Annotated in this window: 15 protein-coding genes; 7 read left to right on the forward strand and 8 right to left on the reverse strand. The window is 67.4% G+C overall.

Annotation, left to right across the window (positions count from 1 at the left end; genetic code table 11):
* Positions 1 to 11: 11 nt before the first annotated feature.
* The gene (locus tag RDV55_RS05445) at positions 12 to 1,175 is read right to left on the reverse strand and encodes an alpha/beta fold hydrolase (protein ID WP_111823358.1); all 1,164 of its coding nucleotides are present in this window, start codon (positions 1,173 to 1,175) and stop codon (positions 12 to 14) included.
* 127 nt (positions 1,176 to 1,302) lie between these two features.
* Between RDV55_RS05445 and RDV55_RS05450 the strand changes: the two genes are divergently transcribed.
* A complete protein-coding gene (locus RDV55_RS05450; RefSeq protein ID WP_111823359.1) occupies positions 1,303 to 1,902 on the forward strand; it encodes a TetR/AcrR family transcriptional regulator in 600 nt (199 codons plus the stop codon).
* Position 1,903: 1 nt separating this feature from the next.
* Here RDV55_RS05450 and RDV55_RS05455 read toward each other — a convergent pair whose 3' ends face one another.
* Positions 1,904 to 2,167, reverse strand: a complete 264-nt coding sequence (locus RDV55_RS05455; RefSeq protein WP_111823360.1) for a type II toxin-antitoxin system RelE family toxin — start codon at positions 2,165 to 2,167, stop codon at positions 1,904 to 1,906.
* Positions 2,151 to 2,393 carry a type II toxin-antitoxin system RelB family antitoxin gene (gene relB, locus RDV55_RS05460; RefSeq protein WP_111823361.1) on the reverse strand — a complete coding sequence of 81 codons (243 nt, stop codon included), beginning with the start codon at positions 2,391 to 2,393 and terminating at the stop codon, positions 2,151 to 2,153. The genes RDV55_RS05455 and relB overlap by 17 nt, the downstream gene beginning before the upstream one ends.
* 254 nt (positions 2,394 to 2,647) lie before the next feature.
* On the opposite strand from relB, the gene RDV55_RS05465 reads away from it, so the two are divergent.
* From RDV55_RS05465 to RDV55_RS05480, 4 genes are all read left to right on the forward strand, one after another.
* Positions 2,648 to 4,252 (forward strand): xylulokinase, encoded by a 1,605-nt coding sequence (locus RDV55_RS05465; RefSeq protein WP_111823362.1) that lies wholly within the window; start codon positions 2,648 to 2,650, stop codon positions 4,250 to 4,252.
* Positions 4,253 to 4,333: 81 nt separating this feature from the next.
* A complete protein-coding gene (locus RDV55_RS05470; RefSeq protein WP_111823363.1) occupies positions 4,334 to 5,215 on the forward strand; it encodes a DUF5926 family protein in 882 nt (293 codons plus the stop codon).
* Positions 5,216 to 5,306: 91 nt separating this feature from the next.
* A complete protein-coding gene (locus RDV55_RS05475) occupies positions 5,307 to 6,155 on the forward strand; it encodes a glycosyltransferase (protein ID WP_111823364.1) in 849 nt (282 codons plus the stop codon).
* Positions 6,152 to 7,846 carry a DUF2079 domain-containing protein gene (locus tag RDV55_RS05480; protein ID WP_111823365.1) on the forward strand — a complete coding sequence of 565 codons (1,695 nt, stop codon included), beginning with the start codon at positions 6,152 to 6,154 and terminating at the stop codon, positions 7,844 to 7,846. Before RDV55_RS05475 ends, RDV55_RS05480 begins: the two co-directional genes overlap by 4 nt.
* A 162-nt stretch (positions 7,847 to 8,008) precedes the next feature.
* On the opposite strand, the gene RDV55_RS05485 is transcribed toward RDV55_RS05480, so the two are convergent.
* The 4 genes from RDV55_RS05485 to RDV55_RS05500 all read right to left on the reverse strand — a co-directional run bounded on the left by RDV55_RS05485 (position 8,009) and on the right by RDV55_RS05500 (position 12,236).
* Positions 8,009 to 8,278, reverse strand: coding sequence for a hypothetical protein (locus tag RDV55_RS05485; RefSeq protein ID WP_111823366.1), 270 nt, complete (start codon positions 8,276 to 8,278; stop codon positions 8,009 to 8,011).
* 744 nt (positions 8,279 to 9,022) lie between these two features.
* On the reverse strand, positions 9,023 to 11,599 hold the full coding sequence (locus tag RDV55_RS05490; RefSeq protein WP_111823367.1) for a heavy metal translocating P-type ATPase: 2,577 nt from the start codon (positions 11,597 to 11,599) through the stop codon (positions 9,023 to 9,025).
* 85 nt (positions 11,600 to 11,684) lie between these two features.
* Positions 11,685 to 11,930, reverse strand: a complete 246-nt coding sequence (locus RDV55_RS05495) for a heavy-metal-associated domain-containing protein (RefSeq protein WP_048724826.1) — start codon at positions 11,928 to 11,930, stop codon at positions 11,685 to 11,687.
* Positions 11,931 to 11,945: 15 nt separating this feature from the next.
* Positions 11,946 to 12,236, reverse strand: a complete 291-nt coding sequence (locus RDV55_RS05500; protein ID WP_016460585.1) for a metal-sensitive transcriptional regulator — start codon at positions 12,234 to 12,236, stop codon at positions 11,946 to 11,948.
* Positions 12,237 to 12,382: 146 nt separating this feature from the next.
* Here RDV55_RS05500 and RDV55_RS05505 point away from each other — a divergent pair, with 146 nt between their 5' ends.
* Both RDV55_RS05505 and RDV55_RS05510 read left to right on the forward strand, forming a co-directional pair.
* Positions 12,383 to 13,873 carry an alpha/beta hydrolase gene (locus RDV55_RS05505; protein ID WP_111823368.1) on the forward strand — a complete coding sequence of 497 codons (1,491 nt, stop codon included), beginning with the start codon at positions 12,383 to 12,385 and terminating at the stop codon, positions 13,871 to 13,873.
* Complete coding sequence (locus RDV55_RS05510; protein WP_111823369.1) at positions 13,870 to 14,523, forward strand: pyridine nucleotide-disulfide oxidoreductase; 654 nt, start codon at positions 13,870 to 13,872, stop codon at positions 14,521 to 14,523. Before RDV55_RS05505 ends, RDV55_RS05510 begins: the two co-directional genes overlap by 4 nt.
* Before the next feature lie 99 nt (positions 14,524 to 14,622).
* On the opposite strand, the gene purB is transcribed toward RDV55_RS05510, so the two are convergent.
* Positions 14,623 to 16,080: an adenylosuccinate lyase gene (gene purB / locus RDV55_RS05515; RefSeq protein ID WP_111823370.1), complete on the reverse strand. Its 1,458-nt coding sequence runs from the start codon at positions 16,078 to 16,080 to the stop codon at positions 14,623 to 14,625.
* Between the last annotated feature and the right edge of the window lie 224 nt (positions 16,081 to 16,304).

The raw sequence follows: 16,304 nt of genomic DNA on the forward strand, positions 1-16,304 counted from the left end.
GTCCGGGTCGATCACGCCTTGGCTGCGGGTCCCACCAGCCAGTTGCCCATGATCCTAAAGGCTCGGTGAGGGTCGCCGATCTGGCAGTGCTGCGCCATGCCCGGATCCGTCGCCTCGTGGAAGGTGCGCACGTCCAGCGAAGCCGCGCCCGCGAGAATGCGGCGCACGTCGGACAGGCGCTCAAAGGGGACGTACTGGTCGGCGTCGCCGGCCATTACCAGGCAGGGCTGGCGGATCATGCCTGCCAGGGGCTCCATCGTGTACGCCCCCAGCGCCCGCAGGACGTCGCTCGGCTTATCCATTCCCGTCAGGTGGCGCCCCTGCTGCAGCTTCCACGCGAGGTCAGCGCTCGCGTGGGCAGCGACGGACATGGTCGCGTCGATGAGCCATGCGGGATGGGCGCGCTCGACGATCGAGGCCGCGAGCGGACGAACACTCGCGGGCAGGGGTAGCGTCAGCCCGTCCAGGAGTCGGTACATCATGTCGAAGGCAACGACGTGGCTGATGCGCGGCACGTGGGCGGCGGCCCGCATGACCAGGTATCCGCCGAAGGAGAGGCCGAGGGCTGCCGCGCTGTCGAGCTCGAAGTGGTCCAAGACGACGTTCGTCGGGCGCTCCCACTCGGCCTCGAGCGGCATGCCTGCCAGGGCGGTGTGTCCCTGTCCGGGTCCGTCGAAGGCAATGACGTCGAAGGGGCGGCAGGGGAAGTACTCGGAGAACCCCATGATCTCCTCCGCATACCCGTCGAAGCCGTTCATCATGACGAGGGTGGAAGGCGCGTCGGGGAATCGGGCACGATCGTCAGGATCGGCCTGCCAGTGGATCGCCGTCAGTGAGCCATCCCTGTAGGGGATAGTGTGCCGGCGCATCGCCAGGAGAGAGTGGGAGGCGTCGAAGTTGCGCGATGCCGCGTCGACGAAGCGCCGCTTGCGCGGGTCGTGCTCGGGCAGGTAGAAGGCGGCCAGAAAGTACAGTCGCCACGCGGCCGCCGCGTCCCCCTCGGATGAGAAGCGCTCGGCGAGGCGCTGCGCGAGTGTCGTGATCTGTTTTGTTGATCGAATATTGGGGAGCTTGGTGGTCGCGATCCTATCCATGCCGACGCGGTCAAGTATCGGAGCGAAGGTCCGGTTGAGCTGCAGGTCAAATTGGCGGTTGCCGGTGTATTCGGTGAACATGCATCGACTGTATCGCCTGTCTACGTGTGGAGGACAGCACAATAACGAACGGAATGTTAGCTATCGGACGGAGCAACCGTTATGCGTAGGATAAGCCTATTGATAGCGGAAAAATGATCGGAGAGACATGTTCCTGCGTAGCGCAGATAAGCATGGGTGCGAAGCCGAGAAGAATCTCGACCTGCGCATCCGCAAGACGCGTCGGGCGATCCGCTCGGGCCTCGTCAAGGCGTGCCAAGCCAAGCCCTACGCGCACGTGAGCGTCACCGACATCTGCGCCGCATCGATGGTCTCTCGCACGACCTTCTACGATCACTACACCGACAAAGACGCGCTCCTAGCCGAGGCCGTCTCGTTCCTCCTCGAAGAGATAACTCCGGCGCTTGAGGGCCTATGGTTTGGCGACGTGCGCAACAGTCGAGCAGTTGCCCGACAGCTCACTGACATCTACGCGCGCAACGGCCGCGCCATGCAGACCCTGCTGGCCATTCGGGTGGGCGGCGACGGCGACCTGCACGAGCAGCTGTGTCGAACGGCCCGTTCGGTATTTACTGATTGGGCCCGCGGACGCATGGATGATGACGTTCTGCCGCTCGCAGCGGACATCTACGCATCCGTCTTCTTGACCTTCATCGAACGCAGCGCAACCAAGCCCCTCACGGACGAAGAACTAGCCGCGATCGACCGTACCCGCGAGCTCTTCATCGCAGGCTTCGCCGCGCGGTAGGTCAGCGGTAGATGCGTGACCGATGATCGATGTTGATGGCGAGGATCAGTAACTCATCATCTTCGATGGAAGCTATGATCCGATAGTTGCCGACACGGTATCGCCACAAGCCTGCCAGGTTGCCGGTCAGTCCCTTCCCTCGCGAGCGGGGATCCTCGCCGCTCGCAGTCTCGCGGAGGTAGTCGATGATACGGCGTGCGGTTGGCTTATCGAGTTTGCTGAGCTGCTTGAGTGCACGCGGTGACAGCTCAGCCCTCCAGGCCAAGGGTCTTCACCGCCTCGTCAAGGCTCACCGATGCTGTGCGTCCACTGCGAATGTCCTCGAGTTCCGCCTGCAGTGAGTAGGCAAGCTCGATCTCTTCGAGCGCTGATTCGATGGCGCGATTCATGTAGAACGACTTCGTTCGTCCCGTCCGCTCAGCAAGGGCCGTGAGGCGGGCGTCGATCTCGGGATCGAGCTTGACGGAGCGTGCAACCCGTGCCGTAGACATGTGTCCTCCTCAATAGTGACTACGCGTAGTCTAACGCTCTTCGGAAATAGTTGGGAGAGTCTGCGATGCATGATGAGTATGGAATGACATGGTCGTCGACATGCCATCAACGCACGATAATCGGGGATCAAGAGACTAATGGTGAACAGAGCGTCCGATAAAAGATCAAAGGGCACTGTCGCGGTGCGCGCGAAAGTGTTACCGTTAGCGCATTCCAGGCACCGGCCTCGTCAATGAAGACTTAAGGAGCACACATGAGCACCGATCCTCGCGCAGCTATCGCCGCCGCTGACACCGCACTCGGCATCGAGTTCGGCTCGACCCGCATTAAGGCGGTCCTCGTCGGCCCCGACCACGAGGTGCTCGCGACCGGGGGCCACGGGTGGGAGAACCACCTCGAAGGCGGCCTGTGGTCCTACACCCTCGACGAGGTTGTGGAGGGTCTGCGCGCCGCCTACACCTCCCTTGTCGCGGACGTGCACGACCGCTACGAGGTCACCCCCACGTCTTACGGCTCGATCGGCATCTCCGGCATGATGCACGGATACCTTGCCTTCGACGCTCAGGACAACCTGCTCGCTCCCTTCCGCACCTGGCGTAACACGAACACGGGGCGCGCAGCCGACGAGCTCACGAGGCTCTTCGGATTCAACATCCCCCTGCGCTGGTCGATCGCCCACCTGCATCAGGCGGTCCTCGACTCAGAGGAGCACGCGCCGCGGGTCGCGCGCCTGACAACGCTGGCGGGATGGGTCCACCACCAGCTCACTGGCCGCCACGTCCTGGGCGTGGGCGACGCGTCCGGGATGTTCCCGATCGACTCGCAGGCGGGGACGTACGTCGAGTCCTACCTCGACCAGTACGAGGCCCTTGTGGCCGACCGCGTCCCCTGGCGCGTGCGCGAGGTGCTCCCGGCCGTGCTGAGCGCGGGCGAGGATGCGGGCGCGCTCACCCCCGAGGGTGCCGTTCTTCTTGACCCGACCGGCACGCTGCAGGCCGGGATCGCTCTATGCCCGCCCGAGGGCGACGCGGGCACCGGCATGATCGCCACGAACGCGATCGCGCGGCGCACGGGCAATATTTCGTGCGGAACCTCCGTTTTCTTGATGGCCGTCCTCGAACGCTCTCTCACCGAGCTCCACACCGAGATCGATATGGTCACGACGCCCGACGGATCGCCGGTCGCGATGGTTCACTCGAATAACGGCGCGTCCGAGATCGATGCGTGGGTGGGTTGGTTCGCGGAGTTTGCGCGCCTGGTGGGTGCCGACGCGAGCGTCCCGGCGATCTACGACGCCCTCTACAACCACGCGCTCACGGGCGAGGCCGACGCTGGTGGTGTCATGGCCTACAACACCCTATCCGCCGAGCCGCTCGTCGGCCAGGAGGTCGCGCAGCCTGTCTTTACGCACACGGCCGACGCGCGCGTGACCCTGGCCAACGCTGTTCGTGCCCAGCTCATGAGCGTCTTCGCGGCCGTGCGCATCGGTGTTGACATCCTGAGCGACGAGGGCGTGAGCCTCGACTCGCTCTTTGCCCACGGCGGTCTCTTCAAGACGCCGGGTGTCGCCCAGCAGATCCTTGCGGACTCGCTGAACATCCCCGTCTCCGTCGGAGACACCGCAGGCGAGGGCGGCGCGTGGGGTATCGCGGTGCTCGCGCGCTACCGTGCCGCCGTGGCCAGGGGCGCGGCCGCGCCCGCCCTGCCGGACTACCTCTCCGAGCGCGTCTTTGCGGGAGCGTCCGTCTCCACCTTGGAGCCCACTGCCGAGGGCGTGGCCGGATACGAGCGCTTCCTCGAGGCCTACCGCGCTGCCCTGCCCGGCGTGGAGGCGATCGCCCGGGGCACCGGTCGCTGACGAGGCATGGGCTGGGGAGCGCGGACCGGCTCGCCCAGCCCACACCTCGTCGTTTGTGGGAAACCCGCTACGATAACTCCCATGGGTAAAGCTAGCCGCCGTAAGAAGGTCACCGATCCCGCCAAGCTCAAGGCGTATCGCCCGCCGATCCCCTTCGTCGCGCGCCCCTACGAGGGACTGCCGAAGGAGATCGAGCTGGTCGCCATGCGCGAGCTCATCCCGGCGGCCACGCTGACCGCACGCACCGACGCCGACCACGGCGGCGTCGAATTTGACTTCGTCACTCTCCTGCCCGAGGGGCACCCCGCGATGGTGCGCCCCGACGGCCGCATTCTCGTTGCGCTGCAGACCCGTTCGAACTCCGCGGACCTCAGCCACGACGCGGGTGCCGCGCTGCTCGCGGCCATCGCCGCGAAGGAAGCGGGCGACGAGGGCGTCATCTCGATCGACGTGCGCGAGCCGTCCGAGCGTCTCCAGGACATTGTCGACGTCGACAGCTTCACGGACATGAAGCTCGAGGAGGACTTCTCCTTCTGGTTCGATCCGGCCGAGGAGATCGACGACCAGACGCGTCGCGCTCTCGAGCAGAACCGCGACGAGATCATTCCGACCGAGCCCGTGCCCGGCGTCCCCGGCGCGTACTGGTGCGAGATGAACCGTAATTTCGTCCGTTTCCTGACGGACAATGACGAGGCCAAGCTCTTCGACGCACTGGCCCGCCTGGCTGCGCGCGGCGAGGCCAACGTCGGCGAGGGCTCTCGCTACGTGGGTTCCTTCCGTGCGTGCGGCCTGATCGTCCCGGTCTTCGAGCTGCCCGAGGGTGCCAGCGCGACCGATGTCGCGCCCGGCACCCAGGCCCTTGCCAAGGCGCTCGCGGAAGCCCTGACGGTGACCGAACGCCTGGACGACAAAGAACGCCGCGCACGCCAGGGCCTCGTCTCCCGAGCCGTGACGATCCGCTGAGGATAGTTTTACCCGTCGTTTAGATAGGTTTGTCGCTCACATTACGGGCGACGGGACGCGATTGCGCCCCGTCGCCCGTAAACTATTAGTCGTGAACTATCCTGCCGGATCTCGAGGTTCCCACCCGCAGCGCGTCGCCGCCGTCATCGCTGCACACAACGTCGGGCGCGCCGTCGCGGCCACCGTGCGCGCATGCCGCGCTATACCCAGCGTTGACCTCCTCATCGTCGTCGACGATGGTTCCACCGACGACACCGGGCGAGCCGCCCGAGCCGCCGGCGCCGTCGTCGTGCGCCACTCCGTCGAGCGCGGGCGCGCCTCGGCCATCGAAACCGGCGTAAAGGTCGCAGCCATGCGTGATCGTCCCGACGGGCCGCCCCGCCACATCCTCCTCCTGTCGCCCGACCTGGGCGAGTCCGCCGTTGAGGCCACGGCCCTCGTCGAGGCAGTGTTCGCCCGCCAGGCCGACATGGCTATCGCCGTCCCGGCCACGGGCCGCGAGTACTCCGGCTACGGTCCGGGCGTCGCCCGTCGTCTCATCCGCCGTAAGACTGGCTGGAACTGCCACTACCCCCTCAGCTACCAGCGTTGCCTGACGCGCGAAGCCATCGACGCCGCCATGCCCTTCGCGGGCCGTTACGTGCTCGAAGCCGCGATGACGATCAGCGTGTTGCGCGCGGGCCTGTCCGTCATGGAGGTCCCCTGCAATTTCGCGCACTCGGGTGCGGATCGGTCGCTGGGTTCCCTCAACCGTCCGGCCCGCATGTTCGACGCAGTGCGCGCCACCGTCAGCCAGCTCTTCCACTCCGACGCGCGCTCCAAGCGTCGCGCCGACCATGAACAGGGGATTGGTGTGCCCTACCCGGCCCCGGCCTCGGCCCATGACGAGACGGAGGGATTCGACTCGCCCTCGGCGCGCTCCGGGGAGATGGTCGGGTGAAGGGCCCGGATCGCTCAGCCGTCGGTCGCCTGGTCGCGACGTGGTGGCTGCCCGCTGCGATCGCGTGCCTTGTCGGCACACTCTACGTCTGCTATTCGGTGGCGCAGTGGCGCGCGCTCGTCGCCCCCTCCTGGGATCTGGGCATCTTCACCGAGGCCGTCCAGGCGTATTCGCGCTTCGAAGCACCCATTGCTCCCATCAAGGGCCCGGGCTACAACCTGCTCGGCGACCACTTTCATCCGATCCTGGCACTCCTGGGGCCCATCTTTCGTTTCTTCCCTTCCGCGCTGACCCTCCTCGTAGTCCAGGACGTGCTGATCGCCGCGTCGGTCCTGCCCATCGCGCGCCTGGCTCAGAGTCTCCTCGGACGAGGAGGCGCGCTCCTCGTCGGGCTCGCCTACGGGCTGGGGTGGGGACTCCAGGGGGCGGTCGGCGCGCAGTTTCACGAGGTCTGCGTGGCCGTGCCGCTGTTGGCGTTCGGGGGCGTTGCCTTCGTTGAACGGCGGTGGGGCGTGTGTATGGCGTGGCTGGCTCCGCTGGTTCTTGTCAAGGAAGATCTCGGGCTCACGGTCTTTGTTGCGGGACTCGCGCTCGCCTGGCGACGCCGAGGCGAGGGGCGCCCAGGGATCCTGGCGTCGATAGCGTACGCTCTGTTCGGTATCATCGCGTTTGTGTTGACCATCAAGGTGCTGCTTCCTGCGATGAATCCCGCCGGAACGTGGGCCTACTCGCTTGACGGTGCCGCGACCGGCGCGGGCACGCCGACCGGAGGAACTACCGCCGCTCGCGAGATTCCCTCCCTGTGGGGCATCCTCACGACCCCCTCTGTCAAGCTCGTGTCCCTCCTCGTCCTCGCGGCCGGAGCGGGCTTCGTGGGCGCGGCATCGCCCTGGTTTGCGCTGGTGGTCCCGACGCTTGCGTGGCGCTTCGCAGGCTCCGTCGAGACCTATTACGTGTGGGACTCCTGGCACTACAACGCTGTCCTCGTGCCGATCGCTGCGTGTTCGCTGCTCGATGTTGTCGACCGGTGGGTCTCACCCGAGGGTGTCGGCCGCACACTCGATCTCCCCGCGCGCAGCACGCGGGCGAGGTCGGCCAGCCAGCGCCTCGGCGAAGCAAGCGGGGACGAGAGTACGGCCTGTGGCGGAAGCGATGGCCTGGGGGGCACGGCGAGCCGCACCCGATGCGGAGTTGACGTGGCCGATGCCGTCGGTATTCAGGGAGACTGTGCAGGCGCGCAAACGCTCGTTGCGGCCGGCTTGGGCAGAGACGGAACCGTGGCCTCGCCCGGCATCGCCTGGCGGTGCGCCGCCTGGGTGGTGGCGTGCGTGCCCGCGCTGTCTCTCGCGCTGACGGCCTCGTCGCTGCCGCTGTGGCACCTGCCCGATCTCACGGAGGATCCACGCATGGCCGCCGCCCTCGGAGCGCTGGACGCGGTGCCCGAGGGTGTGAGCGTCGAGACCGACACGACGCTGCTCGCGCGCCTCGTGCCCGGGCGCGAGGTCTACTGGGTCGGCACGACCGGGAAGATGGATACCCCTCCGGAGTATGTCGTCATCGACGCGCGCTCCTACGCGTGGGGCGACCAGCAGGTCGACGCCGAGTCCTGGGCGGCCGCCGCCCACCCCGGCCACACCTACGAAACCGTCTATGCCAAGCAGGGCTTCCGCGTCGCGCGTCGCACGTCTTGATACAGCGGGCCCGCGCAGCCAGAACTCCTGCGGAGCGACACCCTTGCGTCAATTCCTACTCGGTGCTGTTGTGACGGCATATGCAATGCGCGCCAGATGTATAGGCCCGCATTGCTGTTATCTGCTGCCGAAGACTATGTCGCCACGTGTGTATGATCTCGCTCAGTCGCAGAGACCCTCGATCCTTCTGAGTTCGCCGAAGTAATCAAGATCATCCATTGCTCGGTCAGCAACGTGCCAATTGCTTTGGCGATCTTTGCTGAAGTCTCCCTCAGGATCCAGCAATTGCAAGATGTTCAGAATGTAGGATTGGCAACGTCTGTAGAGATACTGGTCATCCTGGCAATCCTGTTCCTCGCTGGCCCGGTTGAGCCAGTCGCGTACGGCGAGTTCCTGATCGCCCTTTGTCGGCAGTGAATCGGACAGATGCATGCTCCTCGATGAACGCAGGCAGACACTCCGTTTATCGGTTTAAAGCTGAGTGGAAACACGGTGATGTCGCACAAGCTCGGCGAATGAATGAAATGTTTCCACTAGCCGACCATCGTGTTCGGGATTCGCTGGTCAAGGGGCAGTGCGTGGCTAGGCTAGCCTGCGACAATCGCGTCCGCAGCGGCGGATGTTTCAGAGTGAAGGCATCTGGAGTGCTTCCGGGGGCTCACCTGGATTGCGTGGCCGCGACGGTACTTGCCCGGAGTGGCGCTGCACCCGATCTGTGGACATTGCACCTCTTCTGATCGGGTGTAGCGTGACGTTACGGGTGTAGTGCCCCGTAACGGGTGTAGCGCTTGCCGGGATGAAGCCGGTTGCTGCGTCGGCTTCGTACTTGAGTCACACACGTCGCGCGGCTGAGAAACAATGACTGACGCTTCGGTACTTGTGTGCAAGTTCTGCCAGAACTGACCGCGGTGATGTCTTACAGGGGGATTTACCTTCAGGAGCGGCACCTCAGTGGCGTGTTAACCCTTCAATGCGCAGCTAAACCCGATAGGTGGAGCGTGGGCGTGGTGGCCCAGGCTCCACCCAAGGGGTTAACGTGCGCATTGAGGGGCGAAGATACGACCCAAGGGGTTAACGTGCGCATTGTCGAGTGTGTCTACGCGCGCAGTGAACCGTCAATAGCGCGGTGCGAACCGGCAGTAGTGAGGGGCGTACGGTGCCTTTCGGTGCCGGCGACTATTTCGCAGTGCGCAGGCGCAGCGAGTTGAGAACCACGAACACCGACGAGCAGGCCATCGCGGCGCTCGCCAGCATGGGGGAGAGGAGCCCAGCGATCGCGAGCGGCACCATGAGGATGTTGTAGAAGAAGGCCCAGAACAGGTTCTCCTTGATGATCCGCAGCGTCCGGCGCGACACGCGGATCGCGGTCGCCGCCGAGGTGAGCGAGGAGTTCATGAGCGTCATGTCCGCGACCTCGATCGCCACGTCCGTGCCCGAACCCATCGCGATACCCAGGCCCTTCGCGCTCGCCTGCGCGAGGGCGGCAGCATCGTTCACGCCGTCGCCCACCATCGCGACCGTGCGGCCCTCGGCTTGTAGATTGGCGACGGTGTCGCGCTTGCCGTCGGGCAGGACGCCCGCGATGACGCGGTCGATTCCGACCTGATCCGCGACGTGTTGGGCTGCGGCCTCGTTGTCGCCCGTCAGCAGGATAGGCTCGATGCCGAGCTCGCGCAGCTGAGCAATCGCATCAGCCGACGATTCCTTGACCGTGTCACGCACGACGAGCGCGGCAATCGCGCGGCCCTCGACACGCTCGGGGATCACCAGGGACGAGGCCGGGGCCCCCTCCCGCTCGCCCGCGCCCGGGGTGGTGCCGGGCTGGGTGGGGGTACCGGTATCCCCGGTCGCGCTGCCGCCAGTCGCGGGTGCGCCGTCGGAGGATGCGGCCTCAGAACGGGAGGTAACCGTGCCGTGGTAGCCGGCGGCGTTCACGGCGGCCTCGAGCTCTTCGTCGCTGTGCGGGGCGGTGAGCGTGATGCGCGCGGATTCGGTGGCGAGGTTGACCTCGGCGCTCACGCCGTCGAGCTTGCCGAGCTTGCGCTCGACGCGGCCCACGCAGGACGCGCAGGTCATGCCGACCACGCTCATGGTGAGCGTCGCAAGGGGTAGCTTTGCATCGGGGCCGGGCAGTGTGACGGACGCGGGCGCCTCGGGCGTGGCGGCTGCCGGCTCCGGGGAGGAGGAAGCCGCGGAAGCCAGGTTCGGCGCGAGAGCCGCGACGACCGCGGAGGCACCAGAGGTCTCGGCCTCGCGCACGGCGTCAACGAGAGAAGCGGGCACGTCCACGCCCAGGGAAGCCAGCCACGACGGGCGGCCGACCAGCACGCCGCCCTGGGCGGTGATGCCGACGACGCCGAGTCCGGGCTGGTTTGCGAACGCCGTCACGGGCTCCAGCGATAGGCCGCGGTCCGATGCGCCCGACGTGATCGCGCGGGCGACAGGGTGCTCGGAGAGGGACTCGACAGAGGCAGCCAGGGACAGGGCCGAGGCCTCGTCCACCTCGGGAGACCTCCCTGCGGTGGGAACCGCGACCGACTCGAGGGACATGACGCCCGTGGTGACCGTGCCCGTCTTGTCGAGCAGCATCGTGTCGATCGAGCGCGTCTGCTCGAGAATTTCCGCGTTCTTGATGAGGATGCCCAGCTGCGAGGCGCGCCCCGACCCGACGAGAATCGCGGTGGGCGTGGCCAGGCCGAGCGCGCACGGGCACGCCACGACCAGAACGGCGACGGCCGCCGTGAACGCGGCCTGCACGCCGCCGCCCGCGAGCAGCCAGCCCCCGAGCGTCAGCAGGGAAACGACGATGACGATCGGCACGAACACGCCGGAGATCTGGTCCGCGAGTCGCTGGACGGGCGCCTTACCTGCCTGGGCCTCGGCGACCATGCGCCCCATCTGCGCGAGCGTCGTGTCCGAGCCGACGCGCGTGGCGCGCACCAGTAGGGACCCCCACGTGTTGACGGTTGCGCCCGTCACCGCGTCGCCGGGGGCGGCGTCCACGGGCACGGACTCGCCCGTCAGGAGCGAGGTGTCCAGGGCGGAGGAACCCTCGACGATGACGCCGTCGGTTGCCACCTTCTCGCCCGGGCGCACCGCAAAAAGGTCGCCGACCTGCAGGGACGAGGCGGGTACGACGTTCTCGGTGCGAGCGCCGGTGTCGGGGTCGAGGCGCACGAGCGTCGCCTCCTTCGCGCCCATGCTCAGCAGCGAACGCAGCGCGTCGCCCGCGCGGTAGCGTGCGCGCGCCTCCAGGTAGCGTCCCGTCAGCAGGAACACGACGATCGTGGACGCGACCTCGAAGTAGACCTCCGCGTGGCCGGCGTGCGCCGCGCGCGGGATCAGGCTCATCTGCATGCGCATGCCGAGCATCCCCGCACCGCCCCACAGCAGGGCCCACCAGCTCCACAACGTCGAGGCGATGACGCCGAGCGATACCAGGGTGTCCATTGTGGTCGACCCGTGGCGACCCGCCGCGAAGGCCGCCCGGTGGAAGGGCCACGCGCCCCATGTGACGACCGGGATCGTGATCGCCGCGACGACCCACTGCCACCCCGTGAACTGCCAGGCGGGCACCATCGACAGAATCGTCGCGAGGATGCCCAGTGGCGCGGAGACGATGAGGCGTCGGCGCATGTCGGCGGCGTGGGCGCGGTTGCTCTCGCCGACCTGGGGGGTGGGGGACGAGGCCTGGGCTGCCTCGTGCGAAGAGGCGGTAGTTGTATGGTTGGGGGTCACGGAATCAGTGGACATGGGTACCCTCCGGGGGTATGTATTTAGCTAAAGGAAACGAGGCCGGGGAAAGTGCCCCGGCCTCGTCGGTGAGGCGCGGAAATCCTCAGAAGTCGCGCGTGACGCCAACCAGCGTGAAGCCGGCCTCGGACACCGCGTCGCCCAGCGCCGCGTCGTCCAGGGGGGTGTCGGTCAGGACCGTCACCTTGGAGGTGCCGCCCGAGTTCAGGATGACCTCGACGTTCTTGACGCCGGGGATCTCGCGCAGCTCCTCGCTGACGCTCATGACGCAGTGACCGCAGGTCATGCCGTCGACGGACAGTTCGATCGTGCGATCGATCTCGGTGGTCATGGTTTCTCCTTGGGGTTAGGACTTGATGAGGCGCGCGATGGCCGCGGCCGCCTCGTCGACTTTGGCCTGCGCGGCCTCGTCGGATTCGCGCGCCGCCGTGACGACGCAGTGGTTCATGTGGTCTTTGAGCAGGTTGACCGCGACCGAATCGAGCGCGGACTGGACGGCGGAGACCTGCGTGAGGATGTCGATGCAGTACTCGCCCTGCGAGATCATGCGCTGCAGGCCGCGCACCTGGCCTTCGATGCGGCGCAGGCGCGCGAGATGATTCTCGGTGTTGCCGTGGTAGCCGTGTTCGTTGCTCATGGAAGTGATGGTACCCCTAGGGGGTATGGGTGTCAAGGGGTGCGGACAGCCGAGCGCTGTGGGGGTGGCGACACGCATCCCCCAATGCGGCGCGTACAGCCCCTGGCCACCGTAGGGTGGAGACAACACACGAGCGAGGAGGGGACATGAAGCGACGCCCGCGTCGGCGCTACCGCGCGATCCGCCGCGTCCCCCAGGCCTACCCAGGCCTCTACCTTCGCCTCAAAGTCGCCCCGGTCATCCCCGCCCTCGCGGCCACGGTCGCCGTCGGCGCGGTCGCCGAAATTCCCACTCTGCCTCAGGACGTTCGCGACCGGGCACGCTCACTCTCCGACGACATGGGAACGACGATCAGCGAAAAATCCCAGCGGATCTTCTTCGATACCCCGGGCCTCGACACACTCCTCATCCGCTCCCTGTCCCACGTCGCGCGACGCACCGCGATCGTGGGGCGCGCGTGGGCGCGTACGGTCGTCGCGGTCGGCGCGGATAAGGACGGACGCATGGCCCGCATGCTCCCGCTTATCCCTAAGCGGGGATACGACGCCCTCATGACCGGCATGCTCACGGTCGGCACGGCGGTGGGCGCGCTGCGCGGCGGGGAAGTCCACGTCGCCCTCCTGCGCGACTCCGACGCCGACCCCGCGGTGCAGGACCCGCTGCCGGGCCACCCAGAGGCCCAGATCCGCCGAGTGGACGCTCCCGAGCTACTGTCCGACATGTGCGCCGACATCGACGAGCTCTACTGGTCGCGCACGATCGGCCCAGCCGTCAAGATCACCCGCGTCGGCGAGGGCGACGCGCGCCGCTGGCTCCTCTCCCTCGTCGGCACCGAGTCGATGACCTGGCGTTCCACGAACAACCCCGCCGACGCCGAGACGAACATCCGCCTCATGCTCGGCCTCGAAAGTGCGATGAGCGTCGGCGTCGTCCAGGCCCTGCATGACGCCATGGAACGCGACGGAGTGCCCGCCGAGCGCTGGCCGAGCGAACCCGTCCTCATCTGCGGGCACTCACAGGGAGGGATCGTTGCCGCAGCCCTCGCCTCCGTCCCCGCGCGCGAGGCCGGCGTCAACGTTGCCGGAATCCTGTCCACGGGTGGTCCCAACCGGCGCATCCGTGTGCGTCCCGAGGTGGTGACCGTTGCCGTCTACCACGATCAGGATGTCATGCCGAGCCTTGATGGCTCACCCGACCGGGCCCCCGATCGGCGGGTGACCGTCGGCCGCAGCCTCGTGCGGCCTCGTACTCGTCCCCTGTACTACGCGCACTCGTCGTCGACGTACACCGAGACCGTGCGACTTCTCGAACGCAAAGTGCGCGTGACCCCGTGGGGTCGGCTTGCCTCGTCGATGGCCGCCCTGCAGGATTTCCTGCCCACCCCGGGGGAGGCCACGCGCGTCATGCACTACGAGATCTGGCAGGACATCCTGACCCCCACCCCCGAAGGCACGTGGGACACGGTCGCCGCTCTCGAACGAGGCGGCACCTACGATGCCGTCACCTACCCGATCGACTACGCGAGGACTGCGCCCCGTCTACCGCGCGTCGCCCGCGCGCGCCGACGCTCGGCGCTGCCCGCGCTGCGTGCCCGCGTGTTCTCCGCATTTTCCGCTCTCAGAAAGGACAGGTCATGACCGACCCTAACGCCCCGCTGCGCGAGGTGCGCCGATGGATGCGCGTCTCGACCCCCGTGAACAAGGCGGCCGCTGCGGGCCTGCGCGGACGCCTTCCGCAGATCGCCGGGCCCCTCATGATCGGTGCGCTCGGTGTGGGCGCACTGGGCGCGGGCATCGCGTGGCGTGCCCTGTCCTCGACCAGGGGAACCGGGCGCACGCAGCGCTTCGCAGACCTGGCGACCTCAGTGCTCGAGTCCGCCTTCCCCACGCGCAGCGACAAGTCCGGCTCCTCCGAAGCCGCCACCTCGACTCGCGGCCCGCGCCGCGTCATCCACGTCGAGGTCGGCGAAGGCTTCGGCCGCCCCTCCCTCGTCTCCATCGACGTGGTCGTACGGCCTTCCGACCCGCTGGCCGACAGCGAGGACGCGACGCGCGCACTCGACGCGATCACCCGCGCGGCCTGGGACAACCCCGAAATGGCACCCGTCAGCGTACGCGCCCGAGTCCTCGTCGCCCACGACGACGCCAGCGACCTTGAGGCCCCCGGCGTCCAAACCGACACGGTCGCCGACATGAGCGCCCTGGGCTTTGCCGACGAGATCGCGCGCCCCGACGAGCTCTACGACCGCTACGGCGCGCCCGACTGCGACCCCGCCTGGAGGCCGTGAGCCCCCGACCAGGCCAAGGCCCGGTCATGCGAGCAAGGCAAGGTGTGAGGGCGGCGAGGCGCGCACCAGTGGCGCACCCGCCGCCCCAACCGATGAAGCTCAGGCCTCCCAGCTCGCCAGGCGCTCGGACAGGCCGACGTAGGTCGCGGGGGTCAGCGCGAGGAGGCGCTCCTCCACCTCGGCCGGTAGACCCAGGCCCGCGATGAACTCACGCATGTCGGTCTCGCCCACCTCGTGGCCGCGGGTGAGCTCCTTGAGGCGCTCGTACGGGTTCGCCATGCCGGTCGCGCCCGCGATCGCTGCGGCGCGCATCGCCTGCTGGACGGCCTCGCCCAGCACCGCCCAATTCGCGTCCAGATCCTGCGCCATCCGCGCCCCGTTGATCTCGACCCCGTCCAGGCCGCGCACCAGGTTGTCGTAGGCCAGCACCGCGTGACCAAACGCGACGCCCACGTTGCGCTGCGTTGTCGAATCCGTCAGGTCACGCTGCATGCGGCTGGTCACCAGCGTCGCGCCCAGCGAATCCAGCAGCGCGTTCGACACCTCCAGGTTCGCCTCCGCGTTCTCGAAGCGGATCGGGTTGACCTTGTGCGGCATCGTCGACGAGCCAGTCGAGCCCTGCGCCGCCAGGTTCTGGTGGAAGTAATCCATCGAAATGTACGTCCACGCGTCCGTCGCCAGATTGTGCGCGATGCGGCCCGCGCGCGCCACGTCCGAATACAGCTCCGCCTGCCAGTCGTGCGACTCGATCTGCGTCGTCAGCGGGTTCCACGTCAGGCCCAGTCCCTCAACGAAAGCGCGAGCCAGCGCCGGCCAATCCGCGCCCGGCACCGACACGACGTGCGCCGCCCACGTGCCCGTCGCGCCGTTGATCTTGCCCAGGTACTCCGTGGCCTCTACGCGCCGGATCTGGCGAGACAGGCGGTGGGCGAATACCGCCATCTCCTTGCCGACCGTCACCGGGGTCGCCGGCTGGCCGTGCGTGTGCGCCAGCATGGGAACGGACGCCCCGGCCTCGGCCAGGCCGCGCAGGCGGTCCCGGAGCGCGCGGATCGCCGGCAGCCACACCTGCTCGGTCGCCGCCTTAATCGTCAGCGCGTACGCGAGGTTGTTAATGTCCTCGGAGGTGCAGAAAATATGGACGACCTCGCGCAGCGAGGGCAGCGACGTGCCCTCACCCAGGACGGAGGACGCAGCCTCCAGGTATTCGCCGATCAGGTACTCGACGGCCTTGACGTCGTGGCGGGTGACCGCCTCGAACTCGCCCAAGCGCTTAATGTGATCGGCACCGAAGTCGCGCGGCAGGGCGCGCAGGTAGTCGCGCTCCGCGTCGGAAAGCGTCGGAGCTCCCGGCAGCACCGAGTTGTCGAGCAGGAAAATCAGCCACTCGATCTCAACGTGGACGCGAGCCCGGTTCAAGCCCGCCTCGGATAGGTAGTTCGCCAGGGGCGCGGCGACCGCGCGGTAGCGGCCGTCCAGGGGGCTGAGCGCTTCACCCCCGCCCGCCAGGTCCGAATAGCCGTGGGCAGTGGAGAACAGTGTCATCGTGTCGCTCATGTCTCTATCTTCCCAGAACGAGGGGCCTTCGGGATATCGAGTCCGCCCGGCGATTCGTGGCGTGGGTAACGCGCGAGGTCCGGGCTGGGTGGGTGGGCATCGCGGTCTTAAGGAGTGTCGTCCACAGGGGTGTGGGACGCAGCGCGGTTATCCACAGGGGGCACCGAGCGGCTGGTCGCGGGGGAGCGCGAGGGCGTAGCGTGCGAGGACAACAACGCGTCGTC

Source organism: Schaalia odontolytica, from assembly GCF_031191545.1.
GTDB classification, from domain to species: domain Bacteria; phylum Actinomycetota; class Actinomycetes; order Actinomycetales; family Actinomycetaceae; genus Pauljensenia; species Pauljensenia odontolytica.